General features: G+C 66.0%; 20 protein-coding genes. 16 read left to right on the forward strand and 4 right to left on the reverse strand.

Annotated elements, in window-relative coordinates:
* Positions 1 to 4: 4 nt before the first annotated feature.
* Together ACZY0B_RS04360 and ACZY0B_RS04365 are read left to right on the forward strand one after the other, a co-directional pair.
* Positions 5 to 1,195, forward strand: coding sequence for a lipid-transfer protein (locus tag ACZY0B_RS04360; protein WP_463762766.1), 1,191 nt, complete (start codon positions 5 to 7; stop codon positions 1,193 to 1,195).
* Positions 1,196 to 1,220: 25 nt separating this feature from the next.
* On the forward strand, positions 1,221 to 2,474 hold the full coding sequence (locus ACZY0B_RS04365) for an acyl-CoA dehydrogenase family protein (RefSeq protein ID WP_463762767.1): 1,254 nt from the start codon (positions 1,221 to 1,223) through the stop codon (positions 2,472 to 2,474).
* A gap of 19 nt (positions 2,475 to 2,493) precedes the next feature.
* Here the strand turns inward: ACZY0B_RS04365 and mntR are convergent, their stop codons facing one another.
* Positions 2,494 to 3,186, reverse strand: a complete 693-nt coding sequence (mntR, locus tag ACZY0B_RS04370) for a manganese-binding transcriptional regulator MntR (RefSeq protein WP_463762768.1) — start codon at positions 3,184 to 3,186, stop codon at positions 2,494 to 2,496.
* 142 nt (positions 3,187 to 3,328) lie between these two features.
* On the opposite strand from mntR, the gene ACZY0B_RS04375 reads away from it, so the two are divergent.
* From ACZY0B_RS04375 to bla, 6 genes are all read left to right on the forward strand, one after another.
* Entirely contained in the window at positions 3,329 to 4,300 is a 972-nt protein-coding gene (locus ACZY0B_RS04375; RefSeq protein WP_463762769.1) for a bifunctional riboflavin kinase/FAD synthetase, read from the forward strand.
* 143 nt (positions 4,301 to 4,443) lie between these two features.
* On the forward strand, positions 4,444 to 4,713 hold the full coding sequence (gene rpsO, locus ACZY0B_RS04380) for a 30S ribosomal protein S15 (RefSeq protein WP_036468159.1): 270 nt from the start codon (positions 4,444 to 4,446) through the stop codon (positions 4,711 to 4,713).
* A gap of 372 nt (positions 4,714 to 5,085) precedes the next feature.
* Complete coding sequence (locus tag ACZY0B_RS04385; RefSeq protein WP_463762770.1) at positions 5,086 to 7,356, forward strand: polyribonucleotide nucleotidyltransferase; 2,271 nt, start codon at positions 5,086 to 5,088, stop codon at positions 7,354 to 7,356.
* Positions 7,334 to 8,716, forward strand: a complete 1,383-nt coding sequence (locus tag ACZY0B_RS04390) for a M16 family metallopeptidase (RefSeq protein ID WP_463762771.1) — start codon at positions 7,334 to 7,336, stop codon at positions 8,714 to 8,716. The genes ACZY0B_RS04385 and ACZY0B_RS04390 overlap by 23 nt, the downstream gene beginning before the upstream one ends.
* 4 nt (positions 8,717 to 8,720) lie before the next feature.
* Positions 8,721 to 9,749: a nitronate monooxygenase gene (locus tag ACZY0B_RS04395; RefSeq protein ID WP_463762772.1), complete on the forward strand. Its 1,029-nt coding sequence runs from the start codon at positions 8,721 to 8,723 to the stop codon at positions 9,747 to 9,749.
* A gap of 6 nt (positions 9,750 to 9,755) precedes the next feature.
* Positions 9,756 to 10,646: a class A beta-lactamase gene (gene bla / locus ACZY0B_RS04400; RefSeq protein WP_463762773.1), complete on the forward strand. Its 891-nt coding sequence runs from the start codon at positions 9,756 to 9,758 to the stop codon at positions 10,644 to 10,646.
* Between the two features lie 3 nt (positions 10,647 to 10,649).
* On the opposite strand, the gene ald is transcribed toward bla, so the two are convergent.
* Positions 10,650 to 11,765: an alanine dehydrogenase gene (gene ald, locus ACZY0B_RS04405; RefSeq protein WP_463762774.1), complete on the reverse strand. Its 1,116-nt coding sequence runs from the start codon at positions 11,763 to 11,765 to the stop codon at positions 10,650 to 10,652.
* 67 nt (positions 11,766 to 11,832) lie between these two features.
* Between ald and aldR the strand changes: the two genes are divergently transcribed.
* The 6 genes from aldR to ACZY0B_RS04435 all read left to right on the forward strand — a co-directional run bounded on the left by aldR (position 11,833) and on the right by ACZY0B_RS04435 (position 18,232).
* Entirely contained in the window at positions 11,833 to 12,348 is a 516-nt protein-coding gene (aldR, locus tag ACZY0B_RS04410; RefSeq protein ID WP_463762775.1) for an HTH-type transcriptional regulator AldR, read from the forward strand.
* A 35-nt stretch (positions 12,349 to 12,383) separates the two neighbouring features.
* The gene (locus ACZY0B_RS04415; protein WP_463762776.1) at positions 12,384 to 12,845 is read left to right on the forward strand and encodes an SRPBCC family protein; all 462 of its coding nucleotides are present in this window, start codon (positions 12,384 to 12,386) and stop codon (positions 12,843 to 12,845) included.
* A 21-nt stretch (positions 12,846 to 12,866) separates the two neighbouring features.
* Positions 12,867 to 14,330 carry a flavin-containing monooxygenase gene (locus ACZY0B_RS04420; RefSeq protein ID WP_463762777.1) on the forward strand — a complete coding sequence of 488 codons (1,464 nt, stop codon included), beginning with the start codon at positions 12,867 to 12,869 and terminating at the stop codon, positions 14,328 to 14,330.
* Positions 14,331 to 14,456: 126 nt separating this feature from the next.
* Complete coding sequence (locus tag ACZY0B_RS04425) at positions 14,457 to 15,365, forward strand: metal-dependent hydrolase (RefSeq protein WP_463762778.1); 909 nt, start codon at positions 14,457 to 14,459, stop codon at positions 15,363 to 15,365.
* Between the two features lie 3 nt (positions 15,366 to 15,368).
* Positions 15,369 to 17,135 carry an SDR family oxidoreductase gene (locus ACZY0B_RS04430; RefSeq protein WP_463762779.1) on the forward strand — a complete coding sequence of 589 codons (1,767 nt, stop codon included), beginning with the start codon at positions 15,369 to 15,371 and terminating at the stop codon, positions 17,133 to 17,135.
* A 2-nt stretch (positions 17,136 to 17,137) separates the two neighbouring features.
* A complete protein-coding gene (locus tag ACZY0B_RS04435; protein WP_463762780.1) occupies positions 17,138 to 18,232 on the forward strand; it encodes a PDR/VanB family oxidoreductase in 1,095 nt (364 codons plus the stop codon).
* A 6-nt stretch (positions 18,233 to 18,238) separates the two neighbouring features.
* On the opposite strand, the gene ACZY0B_RS04440 is transcribed toward ACZY0B_RS04435, so the two are convergent.
* Complete coding sequence (locus ACZY0B_RS04440) at positions 18,239 to 18,823, reverse strand: TetR/AcrR family transcriptional regulator (RefSeq protein WP_463762924.1); 585 nt, start codon at positions 18,821 to 18,823, stop codon at positions 18,239 to 18,241.
* A 203-nt stretch (positions 18,824 to 19,026) separates the two neighbouring features.
* Between ACZY0B_RS04440 and ACZY0B_RS04445 the strand changes: the two genes are divergently transcribed.
* Together ACZY0B_RS04445 and ACZY0B_RS04450 are read left to right on the forward strand one after the other, a co-directional pair.
* Positions 19,027 to 20,073: a Rieske 2Fe-2S domain-containing protein gene (locus ACZY0B_RS04445; RefSeq protein WP_463762781.1), complete on the forward strand. Its 1,047-nt coding sequence runs from the start codon at positions 19,027 to 19,029 to the stop codon at positions 20,071 to 20,073.
* Positions 20,070 to 21,158, forward strand: coding sequence for an NAD(P)H-dependent amine dehydrogenase family protein (locus ACZY0B_RS04450; protein ID WP_463762782.1), 1,089 nt, complete (start codon positions 20,070 to 20,072; stop codon positions 21,156 to 21,158). The genes ACZY0B_RS04445 and ACZY0B_RS04450 overlap by 4 nt, the downstream gene beginning before the upstream one ends.
* A gap of 1 nt (position 21,159) precedes the next feature.
* Here ACZY0B_RS04450 and ACZY0B_RS04455 read toward each other — a convergent pair whose 3' ends face one another.
* Entirely contained in the window at positions 21,160 to 22,518 is a 1,359-nt protein-coding gene (locus tag ACZY0B_RS04455) for an HNH endonuclease signature motif containing protein (RefSeq protein ID WP_463762783.1), read from the reverse strand.
* Between the last annotated feature and the right edge of the window lie 76 nt (positions 22,519 to 22,594).

The raw sequence follows: 22,594 nt of genomic DNA on the forward strand, positions 1-22,594 counted from the left end.
AGGAATGTCCAACAAGGTTTATGTCATCGGCGTTGGCATGACGAAGTTCGAGAAGCCGGGCCGCCGCGAGGGCTGGGACTACCCGGACATGGCTCGCGAGTCGGGGACCAACGCGCTACAGGACGCCGGCATCGACTACGGCGAGATCGAGCAGGGCTACGTCGGCTACGTCTACGGCGAGTCGACCGCGGGGCAGCGGGCGCTCTACGAATTGGGCTTGACCGGCATTCCGGTCGTCAACGTCAACAACAACTGTTCGACCGGCTCCACCGCGCTGTTCTTGGCGGCGCAGGCGATTCGCGGCGGGTTGGCTGACTGCACCATCGCGCTCGGGTTCGAGAAGATGAAGCCCGGATCGCTGGCGACAACCTACGAAGACCGCACCAATCCGATGGACAAGCACGTCAAGGCGATGGCCGAGATCAGCGAGTTCGCCTTCCCGGCGGCGCCGTGGATGTTCGGCGCGGCGGGCCGCGAGCACATGGTGCAATACGGCAGCACCGCTGAGCACTTCGCCAAGATCGGCTACAAGAATCACAAGCATTCCGTGAACAACCCGTTCGCGCAGTTTCAGGACGAGTACACCCTTGAGGACATCCTGGCGGCGAAGATGATCTACGACCCGCTGACCAAGCTGCAGTGCTCGCCGACGTCGGACGGCTCGGGCGCGGCGATCCTGGCCTCGGAGGGTTTCGTCGATCGCCACGGGCTGGCCAGTCAGGCGGTGGAGATCGTCGGTCAGGCGATGACCACCGACTTCAAGTCCACCTTCGACGGCAGCGCCAAGAACATCATCGGTTATGACATGAATGTGCAAGCGGCGCAACGGGTTTACGACCAGTCCGGTCTGGGTCCGGAGGACTTCCAGGTGATCGAGCTGCACGACTGCTTCTCGGCCAACGAGCTGCTGCTCTACGAAGCCCTCGGCCTGTGCGCTGCGGGTGAGGCGCCCAAGCTGATCGACAACGGCGACACCACCTACGGCGGACGCTGGGTGGTCAACCCGTCCGGCGGCCTGATCTCCAAGGGTCATCCGCTGGGCGCGACCGGGCTGGCGCAGTGCGCGGAACTCAACTGGCAGTTGCGCGGCAAGGCCGACAAACGTCAGGTCGACAACGTCACCGCCGCACTGCAACACAACATCGGACTGGGCGGGGCCGCCGTCGTCACCGCGTATCAGCGGGCCGAGCGCTGAGCGGCGCGCGGCCGGGGGGAACACGATGATCGAGTGGTCCGACACCGATCTGATGATGCGGGATGCCGTTCGTCAGTTCGTGGACAAGGAGATCCGCCCACATCTGGATGAACTGGAAACCGGTGCGCTGTCGCCGTATCCGATCGCCCGTAAGTTCTTCAGCCAGTTCGGCCTGGACGCCATGGCCGCCGAGTCGGTCAAGAAGATGCTGGACCGCGAGCGTGCCAAGCGCAACGGTGAACCCAACGGCGAAAAGCGGGACGGCGCAGACGATTCCGGCGGCATAGGCGGCCAGCAATCGATGGTCGCGGTACTGGTTTCCGAAATCGCCCGGGTCAGCATCGGATTGCTCAGCACGGCATCGGTCAGCCTCGGCCTGGGCGCGGCGACCATCATGAGTCGCGGCACGCTGGCCCAGAAAGAACGCTGGCTGCCCGAGCTGATGACGCTGGAAAAGATTGCGGCGTGGGCGATTACCGAGCCGGACTCCGGGTCGGACGCGTTCGGAGGCATGAAGACCTACGTCAAGCGCGACGGCGAGGACTACATCCTCAACGGGCAGAAGACATTCATCACCAACGGCCCCTGCGCCGACGTCCTGGTCGTGTACGCGAAGCTGGACGAAGGCGACGCTTCCGTGGACAAACGGAACCGGCCGGTGCTGGTTTTCGTGCTCGATGCGGGGATGGAAGGCCTCACCCAGGGCAAGCCCTTCAAGAAGATGGGAATGATGTCCTCGCCGACGGGTGAGTTGTTCTTCGACAACGTGCGGCTGAGCCCGGACCGGTTGCTCGGCGAGAGTGAACAGCACGCCAGCGGCGACGGCCGCGACAGCGCCCGCGACAATTTCGCCGCCGAGCGGATCGGGATCGCGATGATGGCGTTGGGCATCATCGACGAATGCCACCGGCTGTGTGTGGACTACGCGAAGAATCGCACGTTGTGGGGCAAGAACATTGGGCAGTTCCAGCTGATCCAGCTCAAGCTGGCGAAGATGGAAATCGCCCGGATGAACGTGCAGAACATGGTCTTCATGACCATCGAGCGCCAGCAGGCCGGTAAACCGCTGACGCTGGCCGAGGCGTCGGCCGTCAAGCTGTACTCGTCGGAGACGGCCACCGAGGTGGCGATGGAGGCCGTGCAGTTGTTCGGCGGCAACGGCTATATGGCCGAATACCGGGTCGAGCAGCTTGCCCGCGATGCGAAATCACTGATGATTTACGCCGGCAGTAACGAGGTCCAGGTCACCCACATCGCCAAGGGATTATTGGCGAACTGACGGCCCGGCCCGCGAAAAATCAGGGCACGACCCAGACTGCCCGGGCGGCCGGACTGCCCAGATCGACGGTGTTCTGAGCGCCGTCGACCGATTCGATCTCGATCGAGATCATGCCCGCGAATTCGCGCCGGGTCAGCACCCGTACCCGCGAGTCGAGATTGATTCCGACGCTGGCGAAATAGCGCAGCATCTCGGGGTCCTTGTCGGAGATTCGGGCCACGGTGACGGTCTCGTCCTCGCCGCATGCCCACAGCTGGCGGGCCGGCGGGGCGGGCACTTGCCCGTCGGAGGCGGGGATGGGGTCACCGTGCGGATCGCGCTGCGGGAATCCCAGCTTGGCGTCGATGCGGGCGACCAGACGATCCGAGACCGCATGCTCGAGCACTTCGGCCTCGTCGTGCACCTCGTCCCAGCCGTAGCCGAGCTCATTGACCAGGAAGGTCTCCAGCAGCCGGTGCCGGCGCACCACCTCCAGCGCCGCACGCCGGCCCGCTTCGGTCAGGGTCACCGCGCCGTACTTCGCGTGGTCGACCAGTCCCTGCTCGGCGAGTTTGCGGATCGACTCCGAGGCCGTGCTGGCCGATACCCCGATCCGGTCGGCCAGCATCTTGGTGCTGACCTTCTCCACCGACCATTCCTGGGCATTCCAGATGACCTTGAGATAGTCCTGGCCAACCGCGGTGAGACCGCCAGCCTCGTCGTCAGCCCTCACAACCCGAAAGTCTAGGCATCCACGTCTGGTCTGGCGTGCTGACCGGCTCACTGGGCGTCGTCGTGCCGAAATGCCCACGCCGGTTCGGCGGAATCGGGATCCTTCGGCGCGTCGGGCCACCGTGCACCGTAGGCTTGCGATCGTGCAGCGGTGGCGCGGCCAAGACGAGATCCCCACTGACTGGGGCCGATGCGTGCTCACGATCGGGGTGTTCGACGGTGTGCACCGCGGTCATGCCGAATTGATTGCGCACGCGGTGAAAGCCGGCCGGGCGCGCAACGTGCCGGCCGTGATGATGACCTTCGATCCGCATCCGATGGAAGTGGTCTATCCGGGCAGCCACCCCGCACAGCTGACCACCTTGACGCGCCGCGCCGAGCTTGTCGAAGAACTGGGTATCGACGTCTTCCTGGTGATGCCGTTCACCACGGACTTCATGAAGCTCACCCCGGAGCGTTACGTGCACGAGCTGCTGGTGGAGGACCTGCACGTCGTCGAGGTCGTGGTGGGGGAGAACTTCACCTTCGGCAAGAAGGCGCTCGGCACCGTCGACACCCTGCGCAAGGCCGGCGACCGGTTCGGATTCGCGGTGGAGTCGATGTCGCTGCTGTCCGAGCACCACAGCAACGAGACCGTGACGTTCTCGTCCACCTACATCCGCTCCTGCGTGGACGCCGGCGACATGGTGGCCGCGACCGAGGCGCTGGGCCGTCCGCACCGCGTCGAAGGCGTCGTGGTCCGCGGTCACGGGCGCGGCGCCGAGTTGGGCTTTCCCACCGCGAACGTCGCACCGCCGATGTACTCGGCCATCCCGGCCGACGGCGTCTACGCCGCCTGGTTCACCGTGCTTGGGCACGGACCGGTGACGGGCACCGTCATCCCGGGTGAGCGCTACCAGGCCGCCGTCTCCGTCGGCACCAACCCGACCTTCTCAGGACGCACCCGCACCGTCGAAGCATTCGTCCTCGACACCACCGCTGACCTGTACGGACAGCATGTCGCCCTGGACTTCGTCACCCGCATCCGCGGACAGCACAAGTTCGATTCGGTGAAGGAACTGGTGGCCGAGATCGGCGTCGACACCGAACGAACGCGCACCCTGCTGTCGGACTGACGCGCGCCTGACCCCGCATCCGACGATTCGGGGCGGGCACCTCTTGGCTGCTAAACTGCCGGACGACATCGGCGCGTGCTGCGGTTCGCGGTGGCCGTGCCAAGAAAATCGAACGTTCGCGGACCCATTGATGGAGATATTTCGTGGCGCTTACTGCCGAGCAGAAAAAAGAAATTCTGGGCCAATACGGCTTGCATGACACCGACACCGGATCGCCGGAGGCGCAGATCGCGCTGCTGACCAAGCGGATCGCCGACCTCACCGAGCACCTCAAGGTGCACAAGCACGACCACCACTCGCGGCGCGGTTTGCTGCTGCTGGTGGGACGCCGGCGCCGGCTGATCAAGTACATCTCGCAGATCGACGTCGAGCGTTACCGCTCGCTGATCGATCGGCTGGGCCTGCGTCGCTGACGCGGAGCCAATCCCACGCCATTCCCGCGGGCCGAGTTGGCCCATGTAGAGTGGGAGCGTTCTGGGCCTGTCTGGCCCGAGCAAACGGTGCGGTCCACGCAGATCCGCGTGTTCCGTTCCAGCGTGTCACGACGGGAGTAGCCCAGTCTGTATCGGGCGGTCTTCGGTAGTGGCTGCCGGGCTCCCTGGATCTGGGGCAGGTCGGCCGCTTCGATCGATGGCCGTAGCCGCATTCAGACTCCATGTTTCTCAGGGCAGCTCTCAGGGGTGGCTCGCGGGTCCGTCCGGGCCGGTGAGCTGGCCCGGACCCCTCCGGGTTGCGTGTGACCACGCGAAAAAGCTGAATAACCCAGAGAGGCTGTACGGACACCTATGTCTGTAGCTCAAATTGATGAGGGCGTGTTCGAGACGACCGCCACAATCGACAACGGGACCTTTGGTACCCGGACCATTCGTTTCGAGACCGGCCGGCTGGCCCAGCAGGCCGCCGGTGCCGTCGTGGCCTACCTCGACGACGAGAACATGCTGCTGTCGGCGACCACCGCCAGCAAGTCGCCCAAGGAACATTTCGACTTCTTCCCGCTGACCATCGACGTCGAGGAGCGGATGTATGCAGCGGGCCGCATCCCCGGCTCGTTCTTCCGTCGCGAGGGCCGGCCATCCACCGACGCGATCCTGACATGCCGGCTCATCGACCGCCCGTTGCGCCCGACGTTCGTTTCCGGTCTGCGCAACGAGATCCAGGTCGTGGTGACGATCCTGAGCCTGGACCCCAACGACCTGTACGACGTGTTGGCGATCAACGCCGCGTCGGCGTCCACCCAGATCTCCGGCCTGCCGTTCTCCGGCCCGGTCGGCGGTGTGCGGGTGGCGCTGATCGACGGCACCTGGGTCGCGTTCCCGACCGTCGAGCAGCTCGAGCGCGCCGTGTTCGACATGGTCGTGGCCGGCCGGGTCGTGCATGACGGCGACGTCGCCATCATGATGGTCGAGGCGGAGGCCACTGACAAGGTCATCGAGCTCGTCGAGGGCGGCGCCCAGGCGCCGACGGAAACGGTTGTGGCCGAAGGCCTGGAGGCCGCCAAGCCGTTCATCGCCGCACTGTGCACCGCTCAGCAGGAGTTGGCCGACGCGGCCGCCAAGCCCATCGGTGATTACCCGGTGTTCCCGGACTACGCCGAGGACGTCTACTACTCGGTCGCCTCGGTGGCCACCGACGAGTTGGCCAAGGCGCTGACCATCGGCGGCAAGGCCGAGCGCGACGCGCGCACCGACGAGCTCAAGGCCGAGGTGTCGGCGCGGCTCGCCGAGACCTACGAGGGTCGGGAGAAAGAGGTCAGTGCCGCGTTCCGCTCGCTGACCAAGAAGCTGGTCCGCCAGCGCATCCTGACCGATCACTTCCGCATCGACGGCCGCGGCATCACCGACATCCGCGCGCTGTCGGCCGAGGTCGCCGTGGTTCCGCGCGCACACGGCAGCGCGCTGTTCGAGCGCGGCGAGACCCAGATCCTGGGTGTCACCACGCTGGACATGGTCAAGATGGCCCAGCAGATCGACTCGCTGGGGCCGGAAACCTCCAAGCGGTACATGCACCACTACAACTTCCCGCCGTTCTCCACCGGCGAGACCGGCCGGGTCGGTTCGCCCAAGCGGCGTGAGGTCGGGCACGGCGCGCTGGCCGAGCGGGCCCTGATGCCGGTGCTGCCCGGCGTCGAAGAGTTCCCGTATGCCATCCGGCAGGTGTCCGAGGCGCTGAGCTCCAACGGCTCGACCTCGATGGGGTCGGTGTGTGCGTCCACGCTGTCGCTGCTCAACGCCGGTGTGCCGCTGAAGGCGCCGGTCGCGGGCATCGCGATGGGCCTGGTCTCCGACGACGTCGAGGTCGACGGCAAGACCGAGCGTCGCTTCGTCACCCTCACCGACATCCTGGGCGCCGAGGACGCCTTCGGCGACATGGACTTCAAGTGCGCCGGCACCAAGGACATCGTCACCGCGCTGCAGCTGGACACCAAGCTCGACGGAATCCCGTCGCAGGTGCTCGCGGGTGCGCTGGCGCAGGCCAAGGATGCGCGCCTGACCATCCTCGAGGTGATGGCCGAGGCGATCGACGAGCCCGACCAGATGAGCCCCTACGCGCCGGTGGTGACCACCATCAAGGTTCCGGTCGACAAGATCGGTGAGGTCATCGGCCCCAAGGGCAAGATGATCAATTCAATCACCGAGGAGACCGGCGCACAGATCTCCATCGAGGACGACGGCACCGTGTACGTCGGTGCCACCAACGGCCCCTCGGCGCAGGCCGCGATCGACAGGATCAACGCCATTGCCAACCCGCAGCTGCCGACGGTCGGCGAGCGATTCCTCGGAACCGTGGTCAAGACAACGGATTTCGGCGCGTTCGTGTCGCTGCTGCCCGGCCGTGACGGTCTGGTGCACATCTCCAAGCTCGGCAGGGGCAAGCGCATCGCCAAGGTCGAGGACGTGGTGAACGTCGGCGACAAGCTGCGTGTGGAGATCGCCGACATCGACAAGCGGGGCAAGATCTCGCTGGTCCTGGTGGCCGAAGAGGACTCGGCAGACAGCTCGGCCCCCGCAGATTCCCCGGAGACCGCACCAGCCGATGCCGCGACGGCCAGCAGCTGACTTAGCCGGGGCGCGCCCCGGTCGAGTGGGTGCCCTGCGGCGGGGCAAACAAGCCGCCGAGGCTGAGCCTCAATTGCAGGCCACCCTGCGCCGCACCACCTTGCCGGGCGGCCTGCGGGTGGTCACCGAGTACCTGCCCGCGGTGCGCTCCGCGTCGGTCGGGGTGTGGGTCGGTGTCGGATCTCGCGATGAAGGCGCGACCGTTGCCGGTGCCGCGCACTTCCTCGAGCATTTGCTGTTCAAGTCGACGCCGACCCGTTCGGCGGTGGACATCGCCCAGGCGATGGACGCCGTCGGCGGCGAGCTGAACGCGTTCACCGCCAAGGAGCACACCTGCTACTACGCGCACGTGCTCGACAGTGATCTCGAGCTGGCCATCGACCTAGTCGCCGACGTGGTGCTCAACGGCCGCTGCGCAGTCGAGGACGTCGAGCTCGAACGCGATGTCGTCCTCGAGGAAATCGCGATGCGCGACGACGATCCGGAGGACGCACTGGGGGACATGTTCCTCGCGGCGCTCTTCGGTGACCATCCGCTGGGACGCCCGGTAATCGGTACCGGGCAATCGGTGTCGGCGATGACGCGGTCCCAGCTGCACTCCTTCCACATGCGGCGTTACACGCCGGAACGGATGGTCGTCGCGGTGGCGGGCAATGTCGACCACGACGAGGTGGTCGCGTTGGTGCGCGATCACTTCGGGTCGCGTTTGGTGCGTGGGCGCCAACCCATTTCGCCGCGCAAGGGTGCCGGACGCGTGAACGGCCAGCCGGGATTGTTGGCGGCCAAGAGGAACGCCGAGCAGACGCATGTGTTGTTGGGCGTGCGTACTCCCGGGCGCACCTGGGAACATCGCTGGGCGTTGTCGGTGCTGCACACTGCGCTGGGTGGCGGGTTGAGCTCGCGGTTGTTCCAAGAGGTCCGCGAGCTACGCGGGCTGGCCTACTCGGTCTACTCCGCGGTCGACATGTTCTCCGACAGCGGCGCGCTGTCGGTGTATGCCGCGTGCCTGCCCGAGCGGTTCGCGGACGTCATGCGGGTGACCAGTGAGGTGCTCGAATCGGTGGCACGCGACGGCATCACCGAGGCCGAATGCCGCATCGCCAAGGGCTCCATGCGTGGCGGGATCGTCCTCGGCCTGGAAGACTCCAGTTCTCGTATGAGCCGCATCGGTCGTAGCGAATTGAACTATGGCAAGCACCGCAGCATCGAGCACACCCTGCGGCAGATCGACGACGTCACCGTCGACCAGGTCAACGCGGTCGCCAGCCAGCTGCTGACCAAGCGCTTCGGTGCCGCCGTTCTGGGACCATATGCTTCGAAACGATCACTGCCGCAACAACTTCGGGCGATGGTAAATTAGCCGGATGGTGCTGGGCTTTTGGGACATCGCGGTGCCGATCGTTGGCGCACCGATGTCGGGCGGACCCGGTAGCCCGGCATTGGCGGCGGCGGTGTCCAACGCGGGTGGACTCGGGTTCGTCCCCGCCGGGTACCTGAGCGCAGACCAGTTCGCGGCCGACGTCGCGGCCGCCCGCGCCGCCACCACCGGCCCGCTCGGCGTGAACCTGCTGGTACCCCAACCCAGCGTCGCCGACTGGGTGGCACTGGACTTCTATGCGGACGAACTCGAAGGCGTCGCCGAGCATTACCAGGTCCAGGTCGGCCGGCCCGAATACGGCCACGACGACGACTGGGCGCGCAAGCTCGAGGCGGTGGCCGACCTCCGCCCGGAGTTGGTGTCCTTCACCTACGGAGTGCCGTCGCCCGACGTGATCCGGCGGTTCGGGGCGCTCGGGCTGTTGGTGATGGTCACGGTGACGTCGGTGTACGAGGCCGGGGTCGCCGTCGCGGCCGGTGCGGACAGCCTGGTGGTCCAGGGCCCCAATGCCGGCGGGAACCGCGCCACCTTCGCCCCGGACATGGACCCCGGCAACGAGCCGCTGCAGCACCTGATCGACCGCATCCACCGGGCGCATCGCGACGTCCCTATCATCGCCGCGGGGGGGCTGGGCACCGCCGAGGATGTCGCGAGCGTGCTGCGCCGGGGAGCGGTGGCCGCGCAGGTCGGGACCGCGCTGTTGCTCAGCGACGAAGCCGGCACCAGCCCCGGGCAGCGGGTCGCCATGAAGAATCAGCTTTTCGCCAAGACCATCGTCACGCGCGCGTTCTCGGGCCGGTATGCGCGCAGTCTGGAGAACGAATTCATTCGCCTCTTCGACAACATCGCGCCGCTGGGCTATCCCGAGGTCAACCAGATGACGCTGCCGATCCGGGAGGCCGCGGCCGACCGGGAAGACCCGAACGGCATGAACCTCTGGGCGGGAACGTCGTTCCGTAAGGCGCAGCCCGGCCCGGTGGCCGATATCGTCGCGAGCCTCACGCCCAACGAATAGCGCGCCGTGCCAGAACTAACCCGCCGGCGGATGTTGTCGGCCGCAATGGCGGTACCTGCGCTGAGTGCCTGCGGACGTGCGCTCGCCGCACCGGGCGCGCCTAGGGTTTATGACCGCTTGGCAGAGCTGGAGCGCCAATACGACGCCTACATCGGGCTTTTCGCAACCGACGTCGCATCGGGACGCACCTGCGCACATCGCGACGACGACCCGCTCGCGATGTGCTCGACGTTCAAGGTCTACGCCGCGGCGCGGGTGCTGCAGAAAGCGCAGCGCGGCGAATTGGATTTGCAGCGAGCGGTTTTCGTAGATCCCGCCGCGCTGCTGCCCAACTCTCCGGTGACGGCGCCACAGGCCGGCAACACCATGACGCTCGCGCAATTGTGTGCGGCCGCGTTGCAGCGCAGCGACAACGCCGCCGCCAACCTGCTGTTGACCGAAATCGGCGGACCGCCTGCCATCACCGACTTCGCTCGCTCCGTCGGCGACGAGCGCAGCCGGTTGGACCGCTGGGAAATCGAGCTGAACACCGCGATCCCCGGCGACCCGCGCGACACCAGCACCCCGCGGGCCCTGGGCACCGGAGTCCAAAAGCTGCTCACCGGAACGGTTCTCGGCGCCGAACAGCGCGATCAGCTGGAACAGTGGATGCGCGACAATGTGACTTCGAGCATACGGGCGGCCCTGCCGCCGGGGTGGACCACCGCCGACAAGACCGGCTCTGGGGATTACGGCAGCACCAACGACATCGGCATGCTCTACGGGCCAACCGGGCAGCGGGTGCTGCTATCGGTGATGACCCGCTCGCAGTCACCGAACTCCGACGCCGACGCGCTGCGGCCGCTGATCGTCGAGGTGACGAAATCGGTGTTGGGATGGCTGACCGGACAGGGCTGAGCGTCAGGCCAGTACGCTGGCCGTTTCGCTGAACGGCAGGCCCAGGTCGGCGGCCACCCGTTCGGACAACAGCGCGCCCTCGTGCGTCGAAAGGCCTTTTGCCAGAGCGGGATCCGAGCGGCAGGCCGCCTGCCAGCCCTGGTCGGCGAGCCGCAGCACGTACGGCATGGTCGCATTGGTCAGCGCGTACGTCGAGGTCTTGGGGACCGCGCTGGGCATGTTCGCCACGCAGTAGAACACCGCGTCATGCACCCGGAACGTCGGGTCATCGTGGGTGGTCGGTCGCGAATCCTCGAAGCAACCGCCCTGGTCGATGGAGATGTCCACCAGCACCGCGCCCGGTTTCATCTGTGCAACAAGCGAATTCGTGATCAACTTCGGCGCCTTAGCGCCGGGCACCAGGACGGCCCCGATAACCAGGTCGGCGCGCTTGACGGCACCTTCGAGCTCGTAGACCGACGAGTGGCGGGTCTGGATGCGGCCGGTGAACTCGGCGTCGAGCAGCCGGAGCTTGTCGATGTTGAGGTCCAGTACCCGGACGCTGGCGCCCATGCCACTGGCCACCCGGACCGCGTTGTAGCCGGCGGTGCCGGCGCCGATGACCACGACGTCGGCGGGCTTGACGCCCGGCACCCCACCCATCAGCACGCCGCGCCCACCCTGCGTCCGCATCAGGTGGTACGCCCCGATCTGAGCGGACAACCGGCCGGCGACTTCGCTCATCGGGGCCAACAGCGGCAGTGCGCCATCGGCGGCCTGAACGGTCTCGTAGGCGATCGACGTCGTGCCGGAGGTCAAGAGCGCGCCGGTGCAGGCACGCGACGCGGCCAGGTGCAGATAGGTGAACAACACCTGCCCGGAGCGCAACAGGCCGTACTCGGCCGGCATCGGTTCCTTGACCTTGAGCAGCAGGTCGGCGTCGGCCCATACCTGGTCGGCGGAGCTGAGAACCTGGGCGCCCGCCGCCTTGAACTTCATATCGGGGATGGCCGACCCTTCTCCGGCACCGGCCTGGACGAGCACCTCGTGGCCGCGATGCGTCAGTTCGGCGACGCCCGCCGGGGTGATGGCGACCCTGAATTCGTTGTTTTTGGTCTCGGTGGGGATGCCGATGCGCATCCTTCAATTGTGAAGAAAGTTCGGCACGAGGGCAAACAGGCTGATGTTAATTCTGTAAGTTGTGCATATGGGTGATAAGACAACGGATATTGTCGTCGGATTGAGTGACGCGCCGAAGGAAGTTCGGCCTGCCGACCTCGACGGCGTCGATCGCAGAATTCTGAGCCTGCTGCACTCCGATGCGCGTATCACCAACTACGCGCTCGCCGAGGCGGTCGGGATCGCCGCGTCGACGTGTCATGGCCGGGTGCGGCGGCTGGTGGACCTCGGCGTCATCCGGGGCTTCTACACCGACATCGACCCGGTCACGGTGGGGATGCCGCTGCAGGCGATGATCTCGGTCAGCCTGCAATCCAACGCGCGCGGCAAGATCCGCAGCTTCATCCACCAGATCCGGGGCAAGCGACAGGTGATGGACGTCTACTTCCTCGCCGGTGCAGACGATTTCATCCTGCACGTCGCCGCCCGCGACACCGAGGACCTGCGATCGTTTGTGGTCGAGAACCTCAACGCCGACGCCGACGTCGCCGGAACCCAGACCTCGTTGATCTTCGAGCATCTCCGTGGAGCCGCGCCGATCTAGGTCCACCACGAATTAGCGGTGGTTATGATCCACGCATGACTGACCCGTGCGTTTCGGCCACTGTTGCGATCAACGCACGACCCGACCTGGTCTATTCGCTCATCACCGACCTGCCCACACTGGCGTCACTGGCCGAAGAGGCGACCGCGATGCAGTGGTGCAAGGGCGATGCCGTGCGCCCGGGAGCGGTGTTCGCCGGGCATAACGAAAACGGCACCAGGCGGTGGACCACGAAGTGCACGGTCACCGACGCCGAACCCGGCCGGATGTTCGCGTTCGACGTGCGGCACACGGTCTTTCCCGTCGCGCGCTGGCAATACGACATCGTCGCGTCCGACGGCGGCTGCCGGGTCACCGAAAGCACCTGGGACCGGCGGCCCGGCTGGTTCCGCAAGCTCGCCGGCAAGGCCACCGGCGTGACCGATCGGGTGGCCGCCAACACGAAGAACATCGACCTCACGCTGCAGCGCCTCAAGCAGCGCGCCGAAGCCGGGTAGCCGGAGAGGGCGTTACTGGCGATGACGAGACGCGATCCCGCCGTAGCCGTCGTCGGAGCCGGCATGTCCGGCCTGTGCGTCGCAATTGCCTTGCTGCGCAGCGGTATTAACGATGTCACCATCTATGAAAAGGCCGACGAGGTCGGCGGCACCTGGCGGGAGAACACCTACCCCGGACTGGTCTGCGACATCCCTTCGCGTATCTACCAGTACAGCTTCGCCCGGAATCCGAACTGGTCACACTTGTTCTCACCCGGCGGCGAAATCCAGGCCTACTTCCGTGACATCGCCGACCGATACGGGTTGCGGGACCGGATCCGGTTCGGCACCGAAATCGCCCACGCGCGTTTCGACGACGGCCGGTGGGTGCTGCGCACGGACGCCGGCGAGGAGGGGTGCGTCGACTTCCTGATCTCGGCCACCGGTGTGCTGCATCATCCGCGCTTGCCATCGATCGCGGGCTTGGACGACTTCGGCGGCGACGTCTTCCATTCGGCGCGCTGGGACCACGGTATTGCGGTGCAGGGGCGCCGAATCGCGGTGATCGGCAACGGATCCACCGGCGTCCAACTCGTCTGCGGCCTGGCCGGGGTGGCGGGCAACGTCATGCTGTTCCAGCGCACCGCGCAGTGGGTACTGCGGCTGGCGAATCCCCACTACAGCAGGTTCACCGGGATCACCCGACGCAAAATGCCGTGGCTCGATTGGTTGGCATCCCGCATATACAGCCTCGGATATGACTTCTTCGCGGTCGGACTGACCAAGCCCGGCGTGCGCCGAAAGATCCTGGCGACGCTGTGCCGCGCCAGTCTCTGGGAAGTGCGTGATCCGCAGTTGCGCCGCGCGCTGACCCCCGACTACACGCCGGCCTGCAAGCGACTGGTGATGTCGAACGGCTTCTACCGCGCGATGCAGCGCGACGATGTCGAGCTTGTCACCGCCGCTATCGATCATGTGGAACGGCGCGGCATCGTCACCGACGACGGCGTGCTGCACGAGACCGACATCATCGTGCTGGCAACGGGTTTCGACACGCATGCGTTCTTCCGGCCGATGCAGCTGATCGGCCGGGACGGGACGTGTGCCAACGAAGTCTGGCGCGACGGCCCTTCGGCCTACCAAACCGTTGCGCTGTCCGGCTTTCCCAACTTCTTCATGATGCTGGGGCCACACAGCCCGGTGGGAAACCTCGCGCTGACGACGGTGGCCGAATCGCAGGCCGACCACATCCTGGGCTGGATAGAGCGCTGGCGCCGCCGCGAATTCGACACCGTCGAGCCGACGGCCGCGGCGACCGAGCGCTTCAACGCAAAGCTGCGTGCCGCGATGCCGGACACCGTGTGGACCACCGGCTGCAACAGCTGGTATCTCAACAAGGACGGCGTGCCCGAGGTGTGGCCGCTGACGCCGGCCGAACACCGGTGGATGCTGGCCAACCCCGACCCCGGCCAGTACGACCTGCGCCGGCACGTCGCGGCCGGCTGAGGACGGCTCCGGGCAAAAACCCGGTACCGGCGGTTTCGCATATCTGGGTTGCGAACTTATACTTGCCCTGCCCGATGTTCACCGAGACGACTTTGATGGTCGGTAAACGCTGAGGTAGGGGGCCAGATGTTCACCGTCGACGACCAGGCCGCGGGTCCGCACGACGCATCACTCGACCACGAGCGTCTGGTGCTCGAGGCGCGTGATGTCGCATTCGACTGGGCAAAGCTGCCGCTGCACTATGTGCCCGACGAGCCGTTCACCACTCACATGCTCAACGTCCTGCACCTGCTGCTGCCCGCGGGTGAAGAGTTCTTCGTCGAGGTTTTCAAGAAAGCGCTGCCGTTGATCAAAGACGACCAGCTGCGCCTGGATGTCCAGGGATTCATCGGCCAGGAGGCGGTGCATTCTCAGGCGCACTCGGGAGTGCTCGACCGGTTCGGCGCTCAGGGCATCGACGTGACGCCCTACACCGGCCAGGTCAACTGGATGTTCGAGAAGGTGCTGGGGAACAGGCCCCACTGGAGCAAGCGGCGCCAGGACAGTTGGCTGCTGGAGCAGGTGTCGTTCGTCTCCGCGATCGAGCACTACACCGCCATCTTGGGTGAGTGGATTCTGAACACCCCGGCCCACGACGCCATCGGCACCGATCCCGTGATGCTGGACATGCTCCGCTGGCACGGCGCCGAGGAGGTCGAGCACAAGTCGGTGGCCTTCGACACGATGAAGCATCTGCAGGCCGGGTATTGGCGGCAGGTGCGCGCGCAGCTGGTCGTCTCACCGGCGATGCTGCTGTTGTGGATTCGCGGCGTGCGCTACCTGTATTCGGTGGATCCGCAGCTGCCGCCCGGCGCCAAGCCGCGTCTGCGCGATTACTTCAACGCCGCACGCCGGGGTTTGTTGCCCGGCCCGCTGCGATTCGTGCGCGGCATCGCAAACTACTACCGGCCGGGCTTTCACCCCTCACAGTTGGGCGGGCTCGGGCCGGCAGTCGACTATCTGGCCGTATCGCCTGCCGCGCGGGCGTCGCACTGATCGATGACCATCAATTCCGGATTCATGTCATCGGACGGTGTGGCTCTGGCCGTCCATCGCTACACCGATGTCGACACGTCGCGCCCGACCATCCTGGCCGTTCATGGCTGGCCCGATAACCACCAAGTGTGGGATCCGGTAGCCGAGGAATTCGCGCGCAGCTACCCCGACCGGTACAACGTCGTGGCCTACGACGTACGCGGCGCCGGTGAATCATCGCGTCCGGCAAAGAGATCCGGATATGCTTTCGAGCATCTGGTCTCGGATCTCGGCGCGGTGATCGACAGCCTAGGTGTCGAGCAGGTCCACCTGCTGGCGCACGATTGGGGTTCGATTCAGGCCTGGGCGGCCATCACCGACGAATCGGTGATGAACAAGGTCGCCTCGTTCACTTCGATCTCGGGCCCGCATCTGCAGTACGCGGGCGTGTTCTTGCGCTCGGCGCGTACCCCCCGGACGCTGGCCCAGGTCGCCAGGCAGTTGATCGGCTCGGCCTACATCCCCTTCTTCCTATGCCCGGGCCTGCCGGAGGTGGCGTTTCGCTCCCGGCTGGGAGTGAAACTTGTTGAGGCCTTTGAACGTATCGGCCGATCGAGTACCCGCAGCCAGCGGCACGCAACGCCCCGGTCGATCACGGACTACGTCAACGGGCTCAACCTGTACCGGGCGAACATGCCAGGGCCGATGCTGTCGCCCGGACGCGAGCTGTCGAAAACCAGTGTCCCGGTCCAGGTGCTGGTGCCGCGCAAGGACATTTTCGTGACTCCGGCGGTGCAGCGGTTCACCGGCGCGATTCCCGCTGGGAGCAGGGTGATTTCGATCGAAGGCGGACATTGGGTGGTGACGTCGCGTCCCGATGTCGTGGCCCGGCTGACCAGCGAGTGGGTGGATCGAAGCTTCGGCGGCACGGTCACCGCAACCGAGCCGTCGGTGCTCGGCGGCCCCCACGAGATACCGGGCAAACTCGCCCTGATCACCGGCGCGGGTGCCGGCATCGGCAGGGCCACCGCGGTCGAGCTGGCCCGTCATGGTGCCCGCATGGTGGTCATCGTCGATCGAGACCTCGCCGCGGCCAACGAGACCGCGGATGCGGTGCGCGCCGCGTGCGCCAAGGCTGCGGTGTACCAAGCAGACGTCAGCGACGAAAAGGCGATGAATCACCTTGCCGCACAAGTCTTCAACGACCACGGCGTGGTCGACATCCTGGTGAACAATGCCGGCATCGGGATGGCGGGCCGGTTTCTGGAGACCAGCCCGCAGAACTGGGAAGACATCATCGGGGTCAATCTGCGCGGCGTCATCACCGGCAGCCGAGCGTTCGGCGCGCAGATGGTCGAGCGCGGCCAGGGCGGCACGATCATCAACGTGGCGTCCGCGTCGGCATACCTGCCGTCGAAATCCATGGTCGCCTACAGCACGACGAAGGCGGCCGTGCTGGCGTTCAGCGAATCGTTGCGGGCCGACTTCGCCGACGAGGGCATTGCCGTCACCGCGGTGTGCCCCGGATTCGTCAACACCGATATCGCCAAAAGCACCGTCTACGCGGGGATGTCGGCCGCCGAGCAAGAGCGCGCCCGAGACAAGGCCGACGTGGCCTACCGGCGCCGCAACTACACCCCGGAGGCCACCGCAGCGGCGATCGTCAAGGCCGTCAAGACCGGTCCGGCGGTGTTGCCGATCGCCGCGGAGTCCAGGATCGGCTACGCGATGCGCCGGATCAGCCCGTCGATGATTCGGATGCTCGCGCGGTTGGACATTCGGCCGACGTAAGCATGGTAGGGGATTTGCCTGTGCGGGAGAGTATTTGGACCAGTAGGCCGGCCGACCTCTACGGCCGGCGCGACCGCGACCGTCTCGGCACGCTGTTGTGGGGCATCCGGGTGTTGTACGACGGATTCGCCTCGGTGTCGCGGTGGGAGCCGTCGCGGATCAAGCCGGTGCGTCGCACCCAGGCCGCCGTCGTCACCGAACGCGAGTTCGTCGCGCCCGACGTTGTCGCATTGACATTGGCCGACCCGGGCGGCGGTTTGCTCCCGTCCTGGACTCCCGGCGGGCACATCGATGTCTCGCTGCCCTCGGGCCGGCGCCGCCAATACTCGCTGTGCGGCCCGCCCGGCCGGCGAACGGACTACCGCATCGCGATTCGCCGGATCGCGGACGGCGGTGGCGGTTCGATCGAAATGCACGACGGGTTCGACGTGGGCGACACGCTGATGTTCGAAGGCCCGCGCAACGCCTTCTACCTCGGCACGGCCGAACGCGACGTGTTGTTCGTGATCGGCGGCATCGGCGTGACACCGATCCTGCCGATGCTCCAGGTGGCCCGGCAGCGCGGAATCAATTGGCGCGCAATCTACGCCGGGCGCAGCCGGGAGTACATGCCGTTGCTGGACGAAGTCGTGTCGGTGGCGCCGGATCGGGTTACCGTATGGGCCGACGACGAACACGGCCGGGTTGCCGCCGTCGATGACTTATTGGCCGGCGCCTCGCCGACGACGGCCGTCTACGTGTGCGGCCCGAGCGCGATGCTCGATGCGGTGCGCCTGGCCCGTGACGAACACGCCGACGCACCATTGCATTACGAGCGATTCAGCCCGCCGCCGGTCGTGGACGGAGTGGCATTCGAACTCGAGCTCGCGCGGTCGCAGCGACTGCTCGATGTTCCGGCGAATCGGTCCGCGCTCGACGTGATGCGCGACCTTGATCCGACGACCCCGTACTCGTGTCAGCAGGGTTTCTGTGGGACGTGCAAGGTCAAAGTGCTTGCCGGACAAGTCGATCACCGTGGGCGCACGGTCGTGGGTGACGGCGAGATGCTGGTCTGCGTGTCACGGGCCAAGGCCGACCGCCTCGTCATCGACGCCTGAGGACTCCTAAGGTCGATCCGACCGGGATTGCTCGAGATAGGCGACCAGAGCGTTGGTCAGACCTTGCCGGGCCAAGTCGAGGTCGGCGAAGGAACCGAGCTGGCGCTCGGACACCAGGCCGCGCATCGCGCCCGGGATGAGTGCGGCCACCTCGCGCACCCGGCCCGGGTCGACGTCGAGGCCGGCGAAGGCGTTTTGACAGGTTTCCAGCCAGCTTTTGCCCCAGGAGAACAACTCCGCGGCGGTGCGCGGATAGAGGCGTTCGAGTTCGTCGGGATCTCGGGGCAGGGCTGCGCGCAGATTTTCGATCGCGCGTGAATCTGCGGACGCCAGGCCGCGATACAGGGTTTCGATGATGGCGCTGACCCGCTCGCGCAGGGGCGCGTTCGGCCGAACCGGTGTCGACAGCGTCGAGAACGTCGCTTCGCGCCGCTCGGCGGTGCGGTGCAGCACGGCCGCCCAGAAACCGTCGGTGTCGCCGAACTGATACTGCACAGCGCCCCAGGTGGCACCTATTTCCTTGGCGATGCGATTGGCCGACACCGAACCCGGCTCGCCCGAGGCCAGCGACCGCAATGCGGCCTCGAGCATGTTTTCGCGTGTCGCGCTCCCGCGCCGGTTGGGACGCCGGCCCACGATCCCGGCCTCCGAAATATGCCGGGTAGCCCGCTGCGCCATCGGCCGATCCTAGTCGATTGCTTGCACGCGGCGGGCTAACCCATTACGGTTTCATAGAGGGTACTGTGATTGTTGACCGGCGACGCTATCATTCGTACGCGAGGAGGACAGCTCAGATGGCTAAGCCGCCGTTGTCGATGAAACCGACCGGATGGTTCCAGGTCGCCTGGTCCGAGGAGATCGGCGTCGGGGACGTCCACAAGATGAAGTACTTCGACCAGGAGATGGTCGCCTGGCGGGCCGAGTCCGGCCAGCTCACTGTCATGAACGCCTATTGCGAGCACCTGGGTGCGCACCTGGGCTACGGCGGCAAGGTGCTCGGCGAGGTGTTGCAGTGCCCGTTCCACGGCTGGCAGTGGAGCAATGAGGGCCGCAACGTGTGCATCCCGTATCAGGACCGTCCTAACCGTGGCCGCCGGGTGCGCACCTATCCGGTGGTCGAGCGCAACGCTTCGGTCTACATCTGGCACGACGCGCAGCGCCGCGATCCGTTCTTCGACGCTCCGGACGTGTTCGCCGCGTTCGACGACGGCAGCAGTGCGGCCGACTACTACCCGCAGCAGCGGTTGCACCGCGCCGGCCTGGAGCTGCATCCGCAGTACGTGCTGGAAAACGGGGTGGACTTCGCGCACTTCAAGTACGTGCACAACACGCCGATCGTGCCGGTCTTCACCCGCCACGACTTCGACGAGCCGGTGTCCTTCGTCGACTTCACCATCACCTTCGAAGGCGACGACGGGCAGCGCATCGAGGACGTCAACAGTGGCGTGGAGGCCATCAACGGTGGGCTGGGAATCGCGGTGACCAAGAGCTGGGGCATGGTCGACAACCGCACCATCTCGGCGATCACTCCGGTCGACGAGTGCACCTCCGATATCCGGTTCATGGTGTATATCGGCCGCACACCGCACAAGGAAGCCGGAGCGGGCCTTGAAAAGGCCCGAGCGAAGGCGCAGGAGTTCGGGCGAGAAGTCATCCGGCAGTTCGAGCAAGACGTCGAAATCTGGCAGCACCAGCGGTATTCGGATCCGCCCGCGTTGGCCACCGACGAGTACGAAGGCTTCACGGCAATTCGCAAGTGGGCCAAGCAGTTCTACCCCGACGGCATCGGTGGCAGCGCCGCCGAAGTGTACGCAGCATCCGAGAAAGGCTTAATGGAATGAATGCACCCGCTCGACCGATTCGCGTCTTCCAAGTCGGAAGCGGAAACGTCGGTTCGGAGATGATCAAGCGGATCGCCACCCAGCCTGATCTCGAACTCATTGGCGTGCACTGCTATTCGCCGGAGAAGGTCGGCAAGGACACGGGCGAGTTCGTCGGCGTCGGGTCCAACGGGGTGAAGTTCACCGGCACCATCGAGGAGATCATCGCCGCCAAGCCGGACGTGCTGACGTTCCACGGTGTGTTCCCCGACGAGGACCTCTACGTCAAAGTGCTTGAGGCGGGCATCGATATCGTCACCACCGCCGATTGGATCACCGGCTGGCACCGCGACACCAACCACCCGCACCCGTCCGGCAAGCTGGTCAGCCAGCTGCTGGCCGAGGCCTGCGAAAAAGGTGGCGCGACCTTCTACGGCACCGGGATGAACCCGGGGCTGAACCAGATTCTCGGCGTGGTGTGCTCGGCCGACGTCGCCGACATCGAAAACGTCACCACGATCGAGTCGGTCGACGTGTCGTGTCACCACTCCAAGGACACCTGGATAGAGGTGGGTTATGGCCTGCCGGTCGATGATCCGTCCATTCCGGCGAAGCTGGAGAAGTACACCCGCGTTTTCGCGGACAGCGTGCTGATGATGGCCGACTGCTTCGACGTGAAGCTCGACGAGGTCAAGTTCAGCTACGAGCTGGGTGCCTGCACGAAGGACGTCGACCTGGGCTGGTACACACTGCCCAAGGGTTCGCTGGGCGGCAACTACATCAAGTACCAGGGCATGGTGGACGGGGTGCCTCTGGTCGAGACGCACCTGGAATGGCAGATGACCCCGCACACCGATCCGCACTGGGATATCAAGGGCTGCTACATCACCCAGATCAAGGGCGACCCATGCGTCTACAACAAGCACATGATCTTCCCCAAGCCCGGCGTGGACCTGTCCAATCCGGACAACTTCGCGTCCATCGGCATGACCGTGACCGGGATGCCCGCCCTTGCCTCGATCCGGTCAGTGATGGCGGCGCCGCCAGGGCTGATCACCAGTGCCGACCTTCCGCTGCGTGGGTTCGCCGGGCGGTTCAAGAAGTAGCTCAGCACGCTTCGTCATCACCGAGGAGCCGTTCTGGATGGTGGTAGTCGTTGGTGCGTGCGCGCGCGTCGAACTGCGGCGGCGGGATCCACGCGGTGCGGCCGTCGGCCAGTTTCCTTGTTCGCCAACCTGTTCCGGCTAGTTTGTGGTGGGGTCCGCACGCGAACGTAAGCTTGTCGGCATCCGTCGCGCCGCCGGCGGCCCATTCGTCGACGTGGTGGACTTCGCACCAATATCCGGGCACGTCGCAGCCCGGATGCGTGCAGCCGCGATCCTTGGCATACAAGACCACGCGTTGATCCGGTGAGGCAACGCGGCGGGATCGGCCGAGATACAGCGGCCGACTTTGATGCTCGTCGAACACGGCCAGGTAATGGTAGGCGTGGCTGGCCATCCTGATCAGGTCCGGCATCGGCAGCAGCGTACCGCCGCCCGTCACCGCTCGGCCCGTGCCCGTCGTCAGCTCCCGCAGCGTGGTCGACACGATGACCGTCACGGGCAGCCCGTTGTGCCGGCCGAGCTTCGGGTCGCCCAACTGACCGCGGACTAAGGCGTTGAGCGCGTCGTGCTGACGCTGGGCCGGTGTGCGGGTGTCGCGACCGGCCGCCTCATCGGCGGGGTCGTCAGCGGTACAAGGGTATTCGTCATCGGGGTTGCACATTCCTGGCGCGGCGAATCGCGCAAGCCAGGCGTCGAGATTGGCGCGCAATTCCGGGGACGCGATGAGCTTTCCGATGCTCATCCCGTCGCGGCGCTGCCCGCACCACGTGAAGCCGCGCTGGCGGGCGCGGTCGGAGTCCGAAAATTTCCCGTCGGGGTTGATGTGCAACGCAATCCGGTGGGCGGCCCGTTCCAGTTGATCGGGACGCAGTTTGGCGGCTTGTTCGGCGAGGAATCGCTCGGCGTCCTCGACGATATCGGCGGGCGTCGCGTCCGGGAGGTCGTGTAAGAAAGCCTGAATCACCCGCAGGTGTTGCGCGTCGAGTTCGCCTTCTCGCCACGCCTGGGCGGTAGCCGGCAGCTCCGGTGGCAACTCGTGGCCGGTGAGAGTCAAACGCGGAGAGAGCTGTTCGGCGTCCCTGAGCCGGCGACGGGCTTCGGCAAAACTGATCCGCAGGCAGTCGGCAATGACTTTGTGGATCGGGCCGCCGACGGCGGCCGGCTCCTCCTTAGCCAGGCCGGCGATCAGGTCGTGGCTCACCGCAATCTGGCGTCGGCGTGCAGCCTCCAACCGTTTCAGCACTTCCAGCCGGACGGCGGGGCTCAACCCATCGAAGTTCAGGCCGGCCAGCGCGGCGTCGGCGGCGTCCTGCGCGTCCAGGGCGGCGGACACCTCCGCCGGAACCTCGATCGAATGCATGTTCGAATTTTATCTGTGGCCATTGCGCCGGGCAGCAGGGAAAGCGCTAACTGTGGATAGACGCCCAACTGTGCAC

It is taken from the genome of Mycobacterium sp. IDUB_19, from assembly GCF_055419445.1.

Coding starts and splice junctions, on each gene's coding strand:
- ACZY0B_RS04360 (WP_463762766.1), top strand. CDS start 5: ATGTCCAACAAGGTTTATGTCATCGGCGTTGGCATGACGAAGTTCGAG.
- ACZY0B_RS04435 (WP_463762780.1), top strand. CDS start 17,138: ATGGTAGGGGATTTGCCTGTGCGGGAGAGTATTTGGACCAGTAGGCCG.
- ACZY0B_RS04455 (WP_463762783.1), bottom strand. CDS start 22,518: ATGCATTCGATCGAGGTTCCGGCGGAGGTGTCCGCCGCCCTGGACGCG.
- ACZY0B_RS04365 (WP_463762767.1), top strand. CDS start 1,221: ATGATCGAGTGGTCCGACACCGATCTGATGATGCGGGATGCCGTTCGT.
- ACZY0B_RS04430 (WP_463762779.1), top strand. CDS start 15,369: ATGACCATCAATTCCGGATTCATGTCATCGGACGGTGTGGCTCTGGCC.
- ACZY0B_RS04385 (WP_463762770.1), top strand. CDS start 5,086: ATGTCTGTAGCTCAAATTGATGAGGGCGTGTTCGAGACGACCGCCACA.
- aldR (WP_463762775.1), top strand. CDS start 11,833: ATGGGTGATAAGACAACGGATATTGTCGTCGGATTGAGTGACGCGCCG.
- ACZY0B_RS04415 (WP_463762776.1), top strand. CDS start 12,384: ATGACTGACCCGTGCGTTTCGGCCACTGTTGCGATCAACGCACGACCC.
- ACZY0B_RS04440 (WP_463762924.1), bottom strand. CDS start 18,823: ATGCTCGAGGCCGCATTGCGGTCGCTGGCCTCGGGCGAGCCGGGTTCG.
- ACZY0B_RS04395 (WP_463762772.1), top strand. CDS start 8,721: ATGGTGCTGGGCTTTTGGGACATCGCGGTGCCGATCGTTGGCGCACCG.
- ald (WP_463762774.1), bottom strand. CDS start 11,765: ATGCGCATCGGCATCCCCACCGAGACCAAAAACAACGAATTCAGGGTC.
- ACZY0B_RS04445 (WP_463762781.1), top strand. CDS start 19,027: ATGGCTAAGCCGCCGTTGTCGATGAAACCGACCGGATGGTTCCAGGTC.
- ACZY0B_RS04420 (WP_463762777.1), top strand. CDS start 12,867: ATGACGAGACGCGATCCCGCCGTAGCCGTCGTCGGAGCCGGCATGTCC.
- ACZY0B_RS04450 (WP_463762782.1), top strand. CDS start 20,070: ATGAATGCACCCGCTCGACCGATTCGCGTCTTCCAAGTCGGAAGCGGA.
- ACZY0B_RS04425 (WP_463762778.1), top strand. CDS start 14,457: ATGTTCACCGTCGACGACCAGGCCGCGGGTCCGCACGACGCATCACTC.
- ACZY0B_RS04390 (WP_463762771.1), top strand. CDS start 7,334: ATGCCGCGACGGCCAGCAGCTGACTTAGCCGGGGCGCGCCCCGGTCGA.